This window comes from Thalassococcus profundi (assembly GCF_003344785.1).
GTDB classification, from domain to species: domain Bacteria; phylum Pseudomonadota; class Alphaproteobacteria; order Rhodobacterales; family Rhodobacteraceae; genus Puniceibacterium; species Puniceibacterium profundi.
The window spans coordinates 114,968-130,447 of the sequence record NZ_QPMK01000015.1; the positions used below are offsets into that span (position 1 = coordinate 114,968).

Sequence of the window (15,480 nt, forward strand, 5' to 3'; positions counted from 1 at the left end):
CTCCGGAGTTTATCGGCAAGATGAAGGGGCGGGTCAGACCTTGTCGGCGCCGCTGTGCCAGTCGAAGAAGCCGGGACCGGCGCGGGTGAGCAATTCCTGCGCGAGGTCGCTGCCCATCGCCGCGCCATCTGAGATCGGGCCGGAGCGGTGGCCGGAATGGGCGGTGGAGCCGTCCGGGCGCAGCACCTCGCCGCGCAGGTGCAGGCTGTCGCCGTCGAGCTCCGCAAGGCCCGCGATGGGTGTTTCGCAGGAGCCGTCAAGTGTGGCGAGAAAGGCCCGTTCGGCGGCGAGGCGCTGGCCGGTGGGGCCGTCGTGGATCGCCGCCAGCATCTGGGCCGTGCGGTCGTCGTCGGCGCGCCGCTCGATGCCGATGGCGCCTTGCGCGACCGCCGGCAACATGTCTTCGGGCGCGATGGCGGTCTTCGGCACCTCGTCCATCTTCATGCGGTTGAGCCCGGCCATGGCGAGGAAGGTGCAGCTGGCCACGCCGTCCTCGAGTTTCTTGAGGCGGGTCTGCATGTTGCCGCGGAATTCCACCACCGTGAGGTCGGGGCGGCGGTGCAGCAGCTGGGCGCGGCGGCGCAGGCTCGAGGTGCCGACCACCGCGCCGCTGGCCAGTTCGGCGATGCCGGTATGGTGCGGCGAGATGAAGGCGTCGCGCACATCCTCGCGCGGCAGGTAGGTGTCGAGCATCAGCCCGTCGGGCTGCAGCACCGGCATGTCCTTCATCGAATGCACGGCGATGTCGATGCCGCCCGACAGCAGCTCTTCCTCGATCTCGCGGGTGAAGAGGCCCTTGCCGCCGATTTCCTTCAGCGGCCGGTCGATGATCCGGTCGCCGGTGGTCTTGATCACCACGATGGTGAAGGCCTCATGCGGCAGGTCGAAGGCCTGGGCCAGGCGGTCGCGGGTCTCGTTCGCCTGGGCCAGCGCCAGGGGCGAGCCGCGGGTGCCGATCTTGAGGGGCGCGTCGGGGGTGGGCAAATCAGATGTCATGCACACTGCTTAGCCCTGTCCCCCGGGCCTGACAACCATGCTCGCGGCTTGACATACGGGCGCAGGCATCCGACCCATGTGTAAACCTGAGAGGACAGAGCTGAATGACCAAGACGATCCTGCGCGCGCTGGCGGGCGAAACCCTTCCCACGCCGCCCATCTGGATGATGCGCCAGGCGGGCCGCTACCTGCCGGAGTACAAGGCGACGCGGGCGCAGGCGGGCGACTTCCTGTCGCTGTGCTACAACCCGGAACTGGCCGCCGAAGTGACCTTGCAGCCGATCCGGCGCTACGGCTTCGACGCGGCGATCCTGTTTGCCGATATCCTTTTGCTGCCGCAGGCGCTTGGGGCGGACCTGTGGTTCGTGACCGGCGAGGGGCCGCGGCTGTCGACGATCACCAGCGAAGAGGATTTCGGCAAGCTGAAGCCGGTGCATGCCATCGACGACACTCTGTCGCCGGTCTACGAGACGATCCGCATCCTGCGCCGGGAGTTGCCCGAGGAGACGACGCTGATCGGTTTTGCCGGCGCGCCCTGGACGGTGGCCACCTACATGATCGCGGGGCGCGGCACGCCGGACCAGGGGCCGGCGCATGCGCTCAAGGACGGGAACCGGGCGCTCTTCGAACAGCTTTTGGGCAAGATCACCGAAGGCACGATCGAATACCTGTCGCGGCAGATCGAGGCCGGGGCCGAGGTGGTCAAGATCTTCGACAGCTGGGCCGGGTCGCTGAAGGGCGCCGACTTCGACCGCTACGCGAAGGAACCGGCGCGGATCATCACCGAGGCGCTCAAGCGCCGGCATCCGGGTATTCCCGTGATCGCCTTCCCGCGCCAGGCGGGCGACGGCTATATCGGCTTTCACGCCGCCACCGGTGCGGATTGCGTCGCGGTGGACGATTCGGTCAGCCCGGATTGGGTGGCGGAGCATGTGCAGAAGGACGGCTGCGTTCAGGGCAACCTGGCCTCGTCGCACATGGTCACGGGCGGCGACGCGCTGGTGACGGAGACGCGGAAAGTTGTCGATGCGCTGTCCGGGGGGCCGCACATCTTCAACCTGGGTCACGGGATTACGCCGGATGCGGATCCGGAGAACGTGCAACTCATGATCGACACGATCCGCGGATCGTGATCCGTGCACTGGGGGGCCAGCCCCCCAGACCCCCCGGAGATTTATTGGCAAGATGAAGCCGGGGCGCCGCGCATCATGCTTCATCTTGCCGGGTAAACTCCCGCCGGAGGCAAGAAAGTTTTTACCGACGGAACGGCCGGTTGCGGCGGCCGGGCAGGGGGCGGCCCTTCTGCTGTTCGCGCAGGAACACGAAAAGCCCCGCGCCGACGATGAGCGCGCAGCCCAGCCAGACCACCGGGTCCGGCCATTCGCCGAAGATCGCCCAGCCCCAGAAGATCGCCAGCGGCAGGCCGATGTATTCGAAGGGCGCGATGGTCGCGGCATCGGCGAGGCGGTAGGCGGCCGAAAGACAGTAACCGATGCCCCCGGCGGCAAGGCCGATGGCGGCGAAGACCGGCCAGTCCGACACCGGCGGCAGGATCCAGGCGCGCAGCAGGAAATTCAGGCTCTCGTTTTCCGGTCCGGGGGCAAAGCGGCCGTCTCCGGCGACAAGGAAGAAGCCCAGTGACACCAGCAGGAAGGTCATCTGGATGTAGACCGCCAACGCCGAGGCGCGGGTGGTCACGCCCAGCCGGCGCGTCAGCACCTGCATCGAGGCGTAGAGCAGCGCCGCTGCCACCGGCAGCAGAAGCACCGGCCCGAGACCGGCGTCGCCGCCTTCCCAGGGGCGCTGCATCACCGCGACGCCGGCGAAGCCGACCAGAACCGCGCCCAGCCGCAGGGGTCCGACCTTTTCGCCCAGCAGCGGGATCGCCAGCAGGGTGATGAAGAGCGGCGCCACAAAGAAGAGCGCCGTCGCCTGTGCCAGCGGCATCACCGCCACGGCTGCGTAGAAGGTCATGTTGGCGCCGACCACCAGCAGCCCGCGCAACAGGTGCAGCAGCGGCGTGGAGGTGCGCAGCAGGCGCAGCCCGCCTTCGTAGCGCAGGAGCGCGAAAGAGAAGATCAGCCCGACCGCGGAGCGGACAAAGACGATCTGGTGCAGCGGATAGCCGCCCGACAGGAGCTTGATCAGCATGTCGTTGACGGAAATGGCGGTGACGCCGAGGCAGATCAGCAGGATGCCCAGGGCGGGGCGGTCGGAGGATGTCATTGCCGAGCCTTAGCCTGCGCACAGGGCCTGTGCCATGCCGAAAACGACATCGCAGTTGCGTTCTGAACGGGCAAGTTTAGATTGCCGCCAAAGCAGCAAGGAGCGAGCCATGGCCGCGATGGTCGAGATCGAGGATATCCGCAAGGTCTATGACGGCGGGTTCGAAGCCTTGTCCGGGGTCACTCTGGACATCGAGGAGGGCGAGATCCTGGCGCTCCTGGGGCCGAACGGGGCGGGCAAGACGACGCTGATTTCGACGATCTGCGGCATCACCTTGGCCAGTTCCGGCGCGATTCGCGTGGGCGGGCATGACGTCGTGACCGACTACCGTGCCGCGCGCGGGCTCATCGGGCTGGTGCCGCAGGAGGTCAACCTCGAGCCCTTCGAGAAGGTGCGCAACACGGTGAAATTCTCGCGCGGGCTCTTCGGCAAACCGGCGGACGACGCCTATATCGAGCAGATCCTGCGGCGGCTGTCGCTCTGGGACAAGCGGGATGCAGCGATTCGCGAGCTTTCCGGCGGCATGAAGCGGCGGGTGCTGATCGCCAAGGCGCTGAGCCATGCGCCGCGGGTGCTGTTCCTTGACGAACCTACCGCGGGCGTCGACGTGGAGCTGCGCCGCGACATGTGGGAGATCGTCGCGGGCCTCAAGGAGGACGGCGTCACCATCATTCTCACCACCCATTACATCGAGGAGGCCGAGGCCATCGCCGACCGGGTCGGCGTCATCAACAAGGGTCGGTTGCTGCTGGTCGAACGCAAGGACGCGCTGATGGCGCGGATGGGCCAGAAACGGCTGCGCATCGACCTGCAGGAACCGATTTCGGAAATCCCGGCGGCGCTGTCCGATTACGACCTGACGCTGACCGAAGACGGCGGCGCGCTGGTCTATGCCTATGACACCAACGCCGAGCGCACCGGCATCGCCACCTTGATGACCGAGATGAGCCGCGCGGGGCTGGTGCTGCGCGACATCCAGACCAGCCAGAATTCGCTCGAGGACATCTTCGTCGGCCTCGTGCATACGGGGGAGGACGCGGCATGAACTGGCAGGCGGTCAAGGCGATCTACTTTTTCGAGATGGCGCGGTTCTTTCGCACCCTGACGCAGAGTTTCGTGTCGCCGGTGATCTCGACCTCGCTGTACTTCGTGGTTTTCGGCGCCGCCATCGGCAGCCGCATCCAGGAGGTCGAGGGCATCAGCTACGGGGCCTTCATCGTGCCGGGGCTGATCATGCTCAGTGTCATCACCCAGGCGATCTCGAACGCCTCTTTCGGGATCTACTTCCCGAAGTTCATCGGCACGATCTACGAGCTCTTGTCGGCGCCGATCAACTTTCTCGAGATCGTGCTGGGCTACGTGGGCGCCGCGGCGACCAAGGCGCTGTTCATCGGCCTGGTGATCCTCGCCACGGCGGCGTTTTTCGTCGATCTTTCGATCCAGCACCCGGTGGCGATGATCGCCTTCATGGTGCTGACCTGTCTCAGCTTCGCGCTGCTGGGCTTCATCATCGGCATCTGGGCCGGGAATTTCGAACAGTTGCAGCTGGTGCCGCTTTTGGTGGTGACGCCGCTGGTGTTCCTTGGGGGATCGTTCTATTCGATTTCCATGCTGCCGCCGGTCTGGCAGACGATCACGCTGTTCAACCCGGTGGTCTACCTGATCTCGGGCTTCCGCTGGGCCTTCTTCGGCATGGCGGATGTGCCGGTGGGGCTGAGCCTTCTGGCGATCTTCGGCTTCACCATGGCGTGCATCGGCGTGATCTGGTGGATCTTCAGGACCGGCTGGCGGATCCGCAACTGATCGGGCGTCGGCGCCTTTGGCAGGCCGAGGGAGCCTCCGGCGGGAGTTTTACCGCGCGTTTTGCAAGGCAAAACGGGCGGGTGGCAAGATGAAGCTGGATCGGGGACGCGAATGAAGGGCACGGTGCGATTGGCAGAGGCGCGGGGGCTGGCCTGGTGGCGGCGGCCGGTGACGCTGCTGTTCCTGATGGCGATCGCCATGCCGCTGTCCTTCGCGACCTGGTCGGCGCTTCTGAACAACTTCGTCATAGAGGTGGCGGATTTCGATGGCTCCGACATCGGCTGGCTGCACACCGTGCGGGAAATTCCCGGCTTTCTGGCCATCGGCGTCATCGCCATCATCATCTTCGTGCACGAACAGACGCTGGCGCTGGTATCGCTGACGCTGCTGGGGGTGGCCACGGCGCTGACGGCGCAGTTTCCGGAACTGGGCGGCATCCTGACGATCACCATGCTCAGCTCCATCGGCTTTCACTACTACGAGACGGTGAACCAGTCGCTGCAGCTGCAATGGCTGCCGAAGGACCGCGCCCCGCAGATGCTGGGGCTTTTGCTTGCGGCGGCCTCGGGTGCGACGCTGGTGGCCTATGTCGCCATCGTCATGACCTGGGAAGCCTTCGATCTGAGCTACAATTTCGTCTACATGGCGAGCGGCGGGCTGACCCTGGCGATCGTCGCCTGGTGCGTCTTTGCTTTTCCACGCTTCGAGGCGCCCAACCCGCAGATCAAGAAAATGTTGCTGCGGCGGCGCTACTGGCTCTATTACGCGCTGCAGTTCATGTCGGGCGCGCGGCGGCAGATCTTCGTCGTCTTCGCCGGGTTCATGATGGTCGAACGCTTCGGCTTCGAAGTGCACGAGATCACGGCGCTCTACCTCATCAACCTCGTGGCCAACATGATCTTTGCCCCGCTCATGGGCCGCGCCGTGTTCCGGTTCGGAGAACGCCGGACGCTGGCGTTCGAATACATCGGGCTGATCTGCGTCTTCCTCGCCTACGGCGGCATCTACTGGTTCGGCTGGGGGGTGCTGGTGGCCGCGGTCCTTTATGTCATCGACCACATCTTTTTCGCCCTAGCCTTGGCACTCAAGACCTATTTCCAGAAGATCGCCGACCCTGGGGACATCGCGCCCACGGCGGCTGTGGCCTTTACCATCAACCATATCGCGGCGGTCTTCCTGCCAGCGCTGCTGGGCTACCTGTGGCTCGTGTCTCCCACGGCGGTCTTCCTTTTGGCTGCGGGCATGGCCGGAGTGTCGCTGATGCTGGCGCTGATGATCCCGCGCCACCCCGAGCCGGGCAACGAGACGGTGTTCGCCGCTGTGCTGCCCGCGCCCGCGGAATAGGCTTACCAGAAGATCACCAGGATCGCGGTCATCGACAGCGCGAGCAGGACCGCCCAGAGCTTGACGTTCTGGTAGAAGGGTGCGTCGTCCGACAGCGCGTCGGTCGCCATGTCCGGGGTCCAGACCACGTCGGCCAGCTGGTCGTCGGGGCGCGCGGTGCCGGCGCGGCTGACGAGGAAGAAGATGCCGCAGCTGATCGCCGTCATCAGGCCCACGTTGGTGGTGTAGTGCAGCGGCCAGAACCCGGTCTGCGTGGCGACGAAGAACCCGAGGCTCACCGCGTGGCCGCAGCAGAGCGTCAGGAAGGCCGCGTCGCCGGTGCCCTTTTTCCACAGCGCGCCCAGGATGAAGATCGCGACTACCGGCGGCACGAGGATCGAGAAGGCCTGCTGCAGGTAGGCCCAGAGCCCGCCCATGTCGTCGATGAACGGCGCCCAGAGGATCGCCACGCCCATCAGCACCAGCGTCGTGATGCGGCCGATGCGGCGCTGTTCCTCGGGGCTCTTGTTCTCGACGTCGAGGAAATCGTGGCTGATCAGCGTCGAGGACGAGTTGAGCGTCGAATCGACGCTGGACATGATCGCCGCGACGAGGCCTGCCAGCACCAGGCCGCTCAGGCCCGCGGGCAAGAGCGTGCTGGTGATCGTCGGAAACACCTGGTCGGGATTTTCCAGGTCCGGGATCACCGCCAGTGCCATGGCGCCGGGCAGCACCATGATGAACATCGGGATGATCTTGAGGAAACCGCCCAGGATCGCGCCGCGCTGCGCCTCGCGCAGGTCGCGGGCGCCGAGTACGCGCTGCACGATGTACTGGTTGGTGACCCAGTACCAGAAGCCCAGCAGCGGCACGCCGAAGATCAGGCCCGGCCAGGGCAGGATGTCGTCGCTGCGCGGCTGGATCAGCGACAGGTGATTTTCGTCCGGCACCGCGTCCTTGACCGCCTGCCAGGAAAACCCGAGGTCGGAGAACAGGATATAGGTCATCGTCGCGGTGCCGAAGATCAGCACGACGGCCTGCAGAACGTCCGTGTAGACCACTGCCTTGAGCCCGCCCGACGCGGTATAGATGCCGGCGAAAAGGCCGATGGCCACGCAGGTCTGCCAGATCGGGATGTCGGGAAAGAAGGTCTGCACCACCACCGCGCCGGCATAAAGCCCGCCGGCGGTGTCGACGATCACCGTGAGAACGATGGTCACGCCCGAGAAGTAGAGCCGTGAGCGGCGGTCGAAGCGCCGTTCAAGCCATTCGGGAATGGTCGTGACACGGGACCTGAAAAAGAGCGGCGCAAAGATGAAGGCCAGCAGGATGAGCGGAATGCCGGCCATCCATTCGTAGGCCGAGGTGGCGATGCCGGTGGAATAGGCGGCCCCCGTGAGGCCGATGAGCGTGGTCGAGGAGATGTTGGAGGCAAAGAGCGAGACGCCGATGATGCCCCAGGTCAGGGACCGCCCGGCGAGGAACAGGTCGTCACCGCTTTTGGTACTTCGGGTGACCCAGATGCCGATCAGGATGACGACGACGAAATAGCCGATCAGGACCCCGATATCGAGTGATGTGATCGCGTTGGCAACGGCCTCCTGCGTGCCCTGTTCCATGTATCTCTCCCCGTAAGCGCAGTGTCGGGAAAACGGTTCCTGCGACATAATGTTCCGAGAATGCGCTGATTTGCGCAACTTGAAGACGCCATCAGTGCAACATCGACACGCTCTGCGATAGAAGCGCCCGCATCATGTCAGCGTGAACTGCTCGGCCTGAAAGGCGCGGGCGTGACGGCTCGGGACGGCGGGGCAGCGGCATGGTCGCCGTCGGTCCCGCGCCTCTGGTGCAAGGCGTTCAAACACCGTGTTCAGCCCCCCAGTGCCGCATCCGCGATCGCAGACCCAGGCCTGAGCTTCTCCGGTTTCCAAATACCTCGGGGGAGTCGCCGCATGCGGCGACCGGGGGCAGCGCCCCCCGGTTTTGCGCCCGGCCCGTTACGTGGATCCGCCGTCGCCGGCCCCTGCGCGACCGGCTTGCGCGGGTCCGCCGGGCGTGCCACAGAGCCGTCTGATCCACAGACGAGGCCCGCCATGACCACCTACACTGCGCTCACCACCCTGTCCGGCAAGGACCAGGCCGAAGCCCTGGGCGAGGCGATGGAGGCGCTCTGGCCCGAACCCACGGGCGTCGGCGTCTTCGAGATGGAGGACGGATCGGGCCTTTGGGAAGTGGGCGGTTATTTCGAGGATCAGCCCGACGACACCGAACTGGCGCTTCTGGCCGCGGCGTTCGGGGCCAGGCCCTTTGTCATCTCCGAAGTGCCGGACACCGACTGGGTCGCCAAGGTCCGCCGCGAATTGGTGCCGGTCGAGGCGGGGCGGTTCTTTGTCTACGGCAGCCACGATGCGGACAAGGTGCCCCAAGGTTCCGAGCCGCTGCTGATCGAGGCGGCGATGGCCTTCGGCACCGGGCACCACGGCACGACGCTGGGATGCCTCAGGGCGCTGGACGCGCTGGCGACGGAGGGCTTTACGGGCCAGAGCGTCACCGACGTCGGCTGCGGCACCGCGGTGCTGGCGATGGGCGCGGCGCGGATCTGGCCCGGCACGATCCTGGCCAGCGATATCGACGAGGTGGCGGTGGATGTGGCGCGGGCAAATGTGGCGGCCAACGATCTTGCCGGACGGGTGAAATGTGTCGAAGCGGCGGGATTCGAGCACCCGGACCTGTCCGCCGCGGCGCCCTTCGACCTGGTGTTCGCGAACATCCTGATGGCGCCGCTGATTGCCCTTGCGCCGGATATGGCGCGGCACCTCTGCACCGGCGGATATGCGATTCTTTCGGGGATTCTGAACGAACAGGCCGACGAGGTGATCGCGGTTTATGAACGAAACGAGATCAATCTGACCAAGCGTCAGGAGATTGGTGAATGGACGACGCTAACGCTTCAAAAAGCATGACGGTTTTCGCCCAAATTGGTTAAAAACAGCCTTATTTGCCGTATTCCTGCCGCATTTCGGGACTATCCAAGACGTACCCGGTGGGGGCCGCGGTAACGGAAGACTGTCATGGACGACGCAATTCGCAAGTTCGAGAAGCGGCACAAAGCCGTGACCAAGCGCCATCGCCAATTGGCGCGGGGTTACGTCACAAAGCTGGGCCGCAACGGTGTCATCCAGCATCAGCCGCGGCGCCAGCTTCCGGGACTGTCCTTGAACGCAATCCTGATGCTGATCGCCGGACTGCTGGCCTTCAAGAGCTTTCTCTTCGTCTCTCTGGGAGAGGCGGATTACCAGTCGCGGATCGACGCCCTCGCGCAGGGCACGGTAATCGAACGCACCGGCGCGTTCATCATGCAGATCGACCCGGCGACGGTCTGGATCTCGACAAATATCGCACCGCTGCTGGGCTGACACGCCGCGTCTTGACGAGTGCTGCCGCCACACCCTGACCGGCGTGGCGGCTTTTTTGCAGGAGCTGACAACAAAACACCCTCCCGCGCGTGGCGTGGGAGAGTGTTTTTGTCCGAGCCGATGGGCCGCCGCGGCGGCACCGTCCGATCAGCGCTGGCGCGCCACCACGTCGATGTCGCCGCGCAGCAGACCGATATCGTCCAGCTCGCGGTCGGTCAGCCGGTTCAGGCTCTTGCGGGTGATGCGTGCATCGTTCCAGTCGAGAATGGCGGTGATGACGACGGCGAAGACTTTTCCGATCCGGCCCGCCACTTCGGCGGTCGCGGTGGAGTGGCGTGCATTGACGAGGGCAACCATGTCCGTGTTCCTTTCAGCGGGATGTGCGGTTTTTCTGATGCCCAATTAGGAGGCGGGATGAAAACGCACAAGCCGCGAAAATTGCATGGGACACATGCATTTTCCGCATGGCGGAAATCACGGTTAACGTACGGTAATAGATGGCAAAATCCGGATCGTGTAAAGGTCGTTTTTCGCCCTGCGAAGGCCGGTTTCAGGCTGTGGATAACTGGTGCGTGTCGGCTCTGGACCGGCAGCGTCGTTTTCCGGCCGGGCGCCTTGGGGCTTGGCGCGTGTTCGCGTTTCGTGCTATCCGTTGCGGCAAAACAACAAAAGGCAACGAGCATGCGTGTTTTGGGCATTGATCCGGGGTTGCGGGCCCTGGGATGGGGCGTGATCGACGCCGAGGGAAGCCGACTCAGGCACGTGGCCAACGGCATCTGCACCTCTGTCGGCGACGTGCTGTCCGAGCGGCTCCTGTCACTCCACGAACAGCTCACCGACGTGCTGCGCCGGTACGCGCCGCAGATGGCCGCGGTCGAGCAGACCTTCGTGAACAAGGACGGCGCCGGGACGCTGAAGCTGGGACAGGCCCGCGGCATCGCCATGCTGGTGCCTGCGCAATTCGGGCTGGCGGTCGGGGAATACGCGCCCAACTCAATCAAGAAGACCGTGGTGGGCGTCGGCCACGCGGACAAGCGGCAGGTGATGCACATGGTGAAGATGCAGCTCCCCGGGGCCGAGATCGCCGGACCGGATGCCGCCGATGCCCTGGCCATCGCCATCTGCCACGCCCGTCACCTGGGCACTGCGGCGCTGAAGGTGCGGGCATGATCGGGCGCATTGCCGGGCGGGTCGAATACAAGGGCGAGGATCACGTGCTGATCGATGTGCGCGGCGTGGGCTACGTGGTCTATTGCGCGGACCGCGTGCTGGCGGGTCTGCCGGGGCCGGGGGAGGCAGTGGCGCTGTTCACCGATCTGCTGGTGCGCGAGGATCTCCTGCAGCTCTTCGGCTTTCCGTCGCTGGTGGAAAAGGAATGGTTCCGCCTCTTGATGACGGTGCAGGGGGTGGGCGCCAAGGCGTCGCTGGCGATCCTCGGCACGCTGGGGCCGGACGGGGTGAGCCGCGCCATCGCTCTGGGGGACTGGAATGCGATCAAGGCGGCGCGCGGCATCGGACCCAAGACGGCGCAGCGGGTCGTCAACGAGCTCAAGGACAAGGCGCCCGCAGTGATGGCCATGGGCGCCGCCGTGGAGCCGCGCCCGGCGGATGTGTCGGACACGGCGACGGAGGTCCTGGAGCCGGTGGCCGCGGCCCCCGCGCCACGCGCCAATGCCTCCGCCCAGGCCGAGGCGTTGTCGGCGTTGGGCAATCTGGGCTACGGTCCGGGCGAGGCGGCGGGCGCGGTGGCCGAAGCCGCCGGGGCGGCGCCCGAGGCCGATACCGCGACGCTGATCCGCGCGGCGCTGCGGCTCTTGGCACCGAAGGGGTAGGGACATGGCGCAGCTTATCCGCCCGGTCGGGCGTCTTCGTAGCGGGACAGCGGTATGAAGGACCGCGACCCGCAGGTCCAGCCCGAGGCGCTGCCCGACGACCGCGACCGCGCGCTGCGGCCGCAGATGCTCGACGATTTCGTGGGGCAGGCGGCGGCCAAGGCCAACCTGCGCATCTTCATCCAGTCCGCCCGGTCGCGCGGCGAGACCATGGACCACACGCTGTTCCACGGCCCCCCCGGCCTGGGCAAGACGACGCTGGCGCAGATCATGGCGCGCGAGCTCGGTGTGGGCTTCCGCATGACCTCGGGCCCGGTGCTGGCCAAGGCCGGCGACCTGGCGGCGATCCTCACCAACCTCGAACGCAGCGACGTGCTCTTCATCGACGAGATCCACCGGCTGAACCCGGCGGTGGAAGAAGTGCTGTACCCGGCGCTCGAGGATTACGAGCTCGACCTCGTGATCGGCGAAGGGCCGGCGGCGCGCACCGTGCGGATCGAATTGCAGCCCTTCACGCTCGTGGGTGCGACGACGCGGCTGGGTCTGCTGACCACGCCGCTGCGCGACCGGTTCGGCATCCCGACGCGGCTCGAATTCTACACAGAGGACGAGTTGAACCTGATCGTCACCCGCAACGCGGAAAAGCTGGGTGTGCAGGTGCAGGGCGAAGGCGCGCGCGAGATCGCCCGCCGCGCCCGCGGCACGCCGCGGATCGCCGGGCGGCTGCTGCGCCGGGTGGTGGATTTCGCCGTGGTCGAGGGCGGCGGCGTGGTCAGCCGAGACCTTGCCGACAATGCGCTGACGCGGCTCGGCGTGGACGGGCTGGGGCTCGACAGCGCCGACCGGCGCTACCTGCGGCTGATCGCGGAAAGCTATCAGGGCGGACCGGTGGGGATCGAGACGCTGTCGGCGGCGCTGAGCGAATCCCGCGATGCGCTGGAAGAGGTGATCGAGCCCTACCTCTTGCAGCAGGGCCTGATCCAGCGCACGCCGCGCGGCCGGATGCTGGCGCAGCGCGCCTGGGATCACCTTGGCCTCGTCGCGCCGAAGCCGCCGGGGCAGTCCAGCCTGTTTGACTAATCGCGCCGAATTGGGCAGGTCTGCGCCCGGGATCGCCGCCGGAGACCCCGGCGGGCGTTTTACGCCAAGTTTTGCGAAGCAAAACTTGCGGGCGGCAAGACAAAGCTGGGGCAGGGGCCATGGAACCAGACGAGATCGAAGCGCTCTTTACCCGCTCGGACGGCAGCTATGCCTTCGCGCGTTGGGGGCGGGCGCTGGCGCCGGTTGTCTTCGGCGTCGAAGAGACCACTCTGGCCACGATCAAGGGCGCCTTCGAGGCGGTTTGCCACTTGGCCGGGCACGAGACCACCGAACTCGATCCGGAACTGGGCGCCAACACGATGATGTTCTTCTGCCGCGACTGGTCCGAGCTTGTCGGGGTGCCGAACCTCGACCGCCTTGTGCCCGACCTTGGGCCGCTGGTGGCCAAGCTGGACGCGGCGGAGGCCAACCAGTATCGCATCTTCCGTTTCGACGAGGCCGGGGCGATCCGGGCCTGTTTCATCTTCCTGCGCATGGACGACCAGCTGAGCGCGGTGCCCGCGGACACGCTGGCGCTGAGCCAGGCGGTGCAGTCGATGCTGCTCTGGTCCGATACGGCCTTTGCCGACCGTTCGCCGCTGGGTCAGCTGGAGGACGGGCGCGTGGTGCTGCGTCCCGAGATCGGCGCGTTGATCCGGGCGGCCTACGATCCGGTGATGCCGGCTGCGACCGGCGATGCATCGCATGCCTTGCGGCTCGCCGCGCGGGTGGGCGGCATGTCGTGACCGGGCAGGTCGTTTCATCTGCCCTAAAATACTTCGGGGGAGTCGCGGCCTGCCGCGACGGGGGCAGCGCCCCCTTGCGACGCGAGGAGTTCAGGGATGACGCATGAGTTTCCGGTCCGGGTCTATTACGAAGACACCGACATGGCGGGGATCGTCTATTACGCCAACTACCTGCGCTACATCGAACGGGCGCGCAGCGACTGGGTGCGCGCCCTCGGCGTGGACCAGAACGCGATGCGGGCCAACGGCGTGGTTTTCGTCGTGCGGCGGGTCGAAGCGGATTACCTCATGCCCGCACATTTCGACGACCAGCTCACGGTGCTGACCTCGACCCGGGCCGTCACCGGCGTGCGGCTGGTCATGCATCAGGAGGTGAGGCGCGGGGCCGATCTTCTGTTCCGGGCCGAGGTGACGGTGGTCTGCGTCAATGACGCGGGCCATCCGGCGCGCCTACCGGCGAATATCCGCCGCCAAGTCCGCTGATCGCACGCGCAAAGCGGCTTGACACGGCATTGTGTTGGCCTTTGGCTGGCAAATCGGGTATCTCGAAGGCAATCAGAGCCTCATCGCAGAGGCCAACCCGAAAAGAGCAGGCTCATGGAACTCGAAACCGTCGCGCTGGCGCAGGAGATTGATTTCTCCATGTGGGCGCTTTTTGCACGTGCCACCCTGACCGTGAAACTGGTGATGCTCATGCTCATCATCGCCTCCTTCTGGTCCTGGTCGATCATCATCCAGAAAATCATCCTCTACCGCGCCGCCCGGCGCGAGGCTGCGCGCTTCGACCAGGCCTTCTGGTCCGGGGAACCGCTTGACGAACTCTTTGACCAGATCGGCGTCGATCCCAAGGGCCGGTCGGAACGGGTCTTTGCCAGCGGCATGATGGAATGGCGCCGCTCTCACCGCGAGGACGGCGGGCTGATCGCCGGCGCCCAGGCGCGTATCGACCGCAGTATGGACGTGGCGATCCTGAAAGAGGCCGAGGAACTTCAGAAGGGTCTGCCGGTGCTGGCCACGGTGGGGTCTACCGCGCCTTTCGTCGGGCTCTTCGGCACGGTCTGGGGCATCATGCACGCCTTCATCGAGATCGCGCAGCAGCAGAACACCAACCTTGCCGTCGTGGCCCCCGGCATCGCCGAGGCGCTGCTGGCCACCGGGCTTGGCCTCATCGCCGCCATCCCGGCGGTCGTCTTCTACAACAAGCTGAGCGCCGACAGCGACCGCATCGTCGCGGGCTACGAGGCCTTTGCCGACGAATTCTCGACCATCCTCAGCCGCCAGCTGGACAGCTGAGCCATGGGTGCGGGTGTCATGAAATCCGGCGGTGGCGGCAGCGGACGCCGCAGGCGCGGCCGCCGCGGCGGCGCGCAGCCGATGTCCGAAATCAACGTCACGCCCTTCGTGGACGTCATGCTGGTGCTGCTGATCATCTTCATGGTCGCGGCCCCGCTCCTGACCGTGGGTGTCCCGGTGGAACTGCCCAAGACCGCCGCCAGCGCGCTGCCCTCCGAGACCGAAGAGCCGTTGACCGTCACGCTGACGGCGGACGGCGTGGTGATGATCCAGAACACCGAGGTGGACCGCGGCGACCTGGTGAACCGGCTGCGGGCGATTGCCGTCGAACGCTCCGACGACCGGGTCTTTCTGCGCGCCGACGGGGCGGCGAGCTACGCCGAGGTGGCCGAGGTCATGGGCGCGCTCAACGCTGGCGGCTTTTCCTCCATCGGCCTGGTGACGGATATCGGCGGACCGGCGCTCGACGGGACCGGGAACTAAAGGTGCCATGATGCACACCGGGCATTACATCTCGGGGGCGGGACACGGGATTCTGATCCTGTGGCTGCTGTTCGGCGGGCTGTTCGAGCCCGAGCCTGAGCCGCCGCAGGTGGCCGATGTGGCGGTGTTGTCCGAAGCGGAATTCGCCGCCCTCACGGCGCGGTCGCAGCCGCCCGAAAGCACCAGCGACGTCGCGGCCCCACCGGCGCCCGACGCCGAGGCGGAGCCCGCGCCTGAGCCGCCGGCGCCGGAACCCGCGCCGACCCCGCAGCCCGAGCCGGA

The 15,480-nt window shown here is 66.2% G+C and carries 17 protein-coding genes and 1 pseudogene; 14 read left to right on the forward strand and 4 right to left on the reverse strand.

Annotation, left to right across the window (positions count from 1 at the left end; genetic code table 11):
* Positions 1–33: 33 nt before the first annotated feature.
* Complete coding sequence (hemC, locus tag DU478_RS16930; protein ID WP_114512147.1) at positions 34–996, reverse strand: hydroxymethylbilane synthase; 963 nt, start codon at positions 994–996, stop codon at positions 34–36.
* Between the two features lie 104 nt (positions 997–1,100).
* Between hemC and hemE the strand changes: the two genes are divergently transcribed.
* Positions 1,101–2,129 carry a uroporphyrinogen decarboxylase gene (gene hemE, locus DU478_RS16935; protein ID WP_114512148.1) on the forward strand — a complete coding sequence of 343 codons (1,029 nt, stop codon included), beginning with the start codon at positions 1,101–1,103 and terminating at the stop codon, positions 2,127–2,129.
* Positions 2,130–2,250: 121 nt separating this feature from the next.
* On the opposite strand, the gene DU478_RS16940 is transcribed toward hemE, so the two are convergent.
* The gene (locus DU478_RS16940; RefSeq protein WP_114512149.1) at positions 2,251–3,222 is read right to left on the reverse strand and encodes a DMT family transporter; all 972 of its coding nucleotides are present in this window, start codon (positions 3,220–3,222) and stop codon (positions 2,251–2,253) included.
* 109 nt (positions 3,223–3,331) lie between these two features.
* On the opposite strand from DU478_RS16940, the gene DU478_RS16945 reads away from it, so the two are divergent.
* From DU478_RS16945 to DU478_RS16955, 3 genes are all read left to right on the forward strand, one after another.
* Positions 3,332–4,267, forward strand: a complete 936-nt coding sequence (locus tag DU478_RS16945; protein ID WP_114512150.1) for an ABC transporter ATP-binding protein — start codon at positions 3,332–3,334, stop codon at positions 4,265–4,267.
* Positions 4,264–5,025, forward strand: coding sequence for an ABC transporter permease (locus tag DU478_RS16950; RefSeq protein ID WP_114512151.1), 762 nt, complete (start codon positions 4,264–4,266; stop codon positions 5,023–5,025). The genes DU478_RS16945 and DU478_RS16950 overlap by 4 nt, the downstream gene beginning before the upstream one ends.
* 111 nt (positions 5,026–5,136) lie before the next feature.
* Positions 5,137–6,369, forward strand: a complete 1,233-nt coding sequence (locus DU478_RS16955; protein WP_114512152.1) for an MFS transporter — start codon at positions 5,137–5,139, stop codon at positions 6,367–6,369.
* A 2-nt stretch (positions 6,370–6,371) separates the two neighbouring features.
* Here the strand turns inward: DU478_RS16955 and DU478_RS16960 are convergent, their stop codons facing one another.
* Entirely contained in the window at positions 6,372–7,967 is a 1,596-nt protein-coding gene (locus tag DU478_RS16960) for a sodium:solute symporter (RefSeq protein ID WP_114512153.1), read from the reverse strand.
* Between the two features lie 474 nt (positions 7,968–8,441).
* Here DU478_RS16960 and DU478_RS16965 point away from each other — a divergent pair, with 474 nt between their 5' ends.
* Positions 8,442–9,311, forward strand: coding sequence for a 50S ribosomal protein L11 methyltransferase (locus DU478_RS16965; protein ID WP_114512154.1), 870 nt, complete (start codon positions 8,442–8,444; stop codon positions 9,309–9,311).
* Between the two features lie 108 nt (positions 9,312–9,419).
* The gene (locus tag DU478_RS16970; protein WP_114512155.1) at positions 9,420–9,764 is read left to right on the forward strand and encodes a hypothetical protein; all 345 of its coding nucleotides are present in this window, start codon (positions 9,420–9,422) and stop codon (positions 9,762–9,764) included.
* Positions 9,765–9,911: 147 nt separating this feature from the next.
* On the opposite strand, the gene DU478_RS16975 is transcribed toward DU478_RS16970, so the two are convergent.
* Positions 9,912–10,121, reverse strand: a complete 210-nt coding sequence (locus DU478_RS16975) for a DUF1127 domain-containing protein (RefSeq protein WP_114512156.1) — start codon at positions 10,119–10,121, stop codon at positions 9,912–9,914.
* 324 nt (positions 10,122–10,445) lie between these two features.
* On the opposite strand from DU478_RS16975, the gene ruvC reads away from it, so the two are divergent.
* From ruvC to DU478_RS23170, 8 genes and pseudogenes are all read left to right on the forward strand, one after another.
* Positions 10,446–10,934 (forward strand): crossover junction endodeoxyribonuclease RuvC, encoded by a 489-nt coding sequence (gene ruvC, locus DU478_RS16980; protein ID WP_114512157.1) that lies wholly within the window; start codon positions 10,446–10,448, stop codon positions 10,932–10,934.
* A complete protein-coding gene (gene ruvA, locus DU478_RS16985; RefSeq protein ID WP_114512158.1) occupies positions 10,931–11,596 on the forward strand; it encodes a Holliday junction branch migration protein RuvA in 666 nt (221 codons plus the stop codon). Before ruvC ends, ruvA begins: the two co-directional genes overlap by 4 nt.
* 54 nt (positions 11,597–11,650) lie before the next feature.
* Positions 11,651–12,676 carry a Holliday junction branch migration DNA helicase RuvB gene (ruvB, locus tag DU478_RS16990; RefSeq protein ID WP_114512159.1) on the forward strand — a complete coding sequence of 342 codons (1,026 nt, stop codon included), beginning with the start codon at positions 11,651–11,653 and terminating at the stop codon, positions 12,674–12,676.
* 119 nt (positions 12,677–12,795) lie between these two features.
* On the forward strand, positions 12,796–13,422 hold the full coding sequence (locus tag DU478_RS16995; protein ID WP_114512160.1) for a hypothetical protein: 627 nt from the start codon (positions 12,796–12,798) through the stop codon (positions 13,420–13,422).
* Positions 13,423–13,518: 96 nt separating this feature from the next.
* On the forward strand, positions 13,519–13,905 hold the full coding sequence (gene ybgC / locus DU478_RS17000; RefSeq protein ID WP_114512161.1) for a tol-pal system-associated acyl-CoA thioesterase: 387 nt from the start codon (positions 13,519–13,521) through the stop codon (positions 13,903–13,905).
* Positions 13,906–14,019: 114 nt separating this feature from the next.
* The gene (gene tolQ, locus DU478_RS17005; protein WP_114512162.1) at positions 14,020–14,715 is read left to right on the forward strand and encodes a protein TolQ; all 696 of its coding nucleotides are present in this window, start codon (positions 14,020–14,022) and stop codon (positions 14,713–14,715) included.
* A gap of 3 nt (positions 14,716–14,718) precedes the next feature.
* Entirely contained in the window at positions 14,719–15,198 is a 480-nt protein-coding gene (tolR, locus tag DU478_RS17010; protein ID WP_114512163.1) for a protein TolR, read from the forward strand.
* A gap of 10 nt (positions 15,199–15,208) precedes the next feature.
* A pseudogene (locus DU478_RS23170) lies at positions 15,209–15,480 on the forward strand (hypothetical protein); the annotation flags it as partial.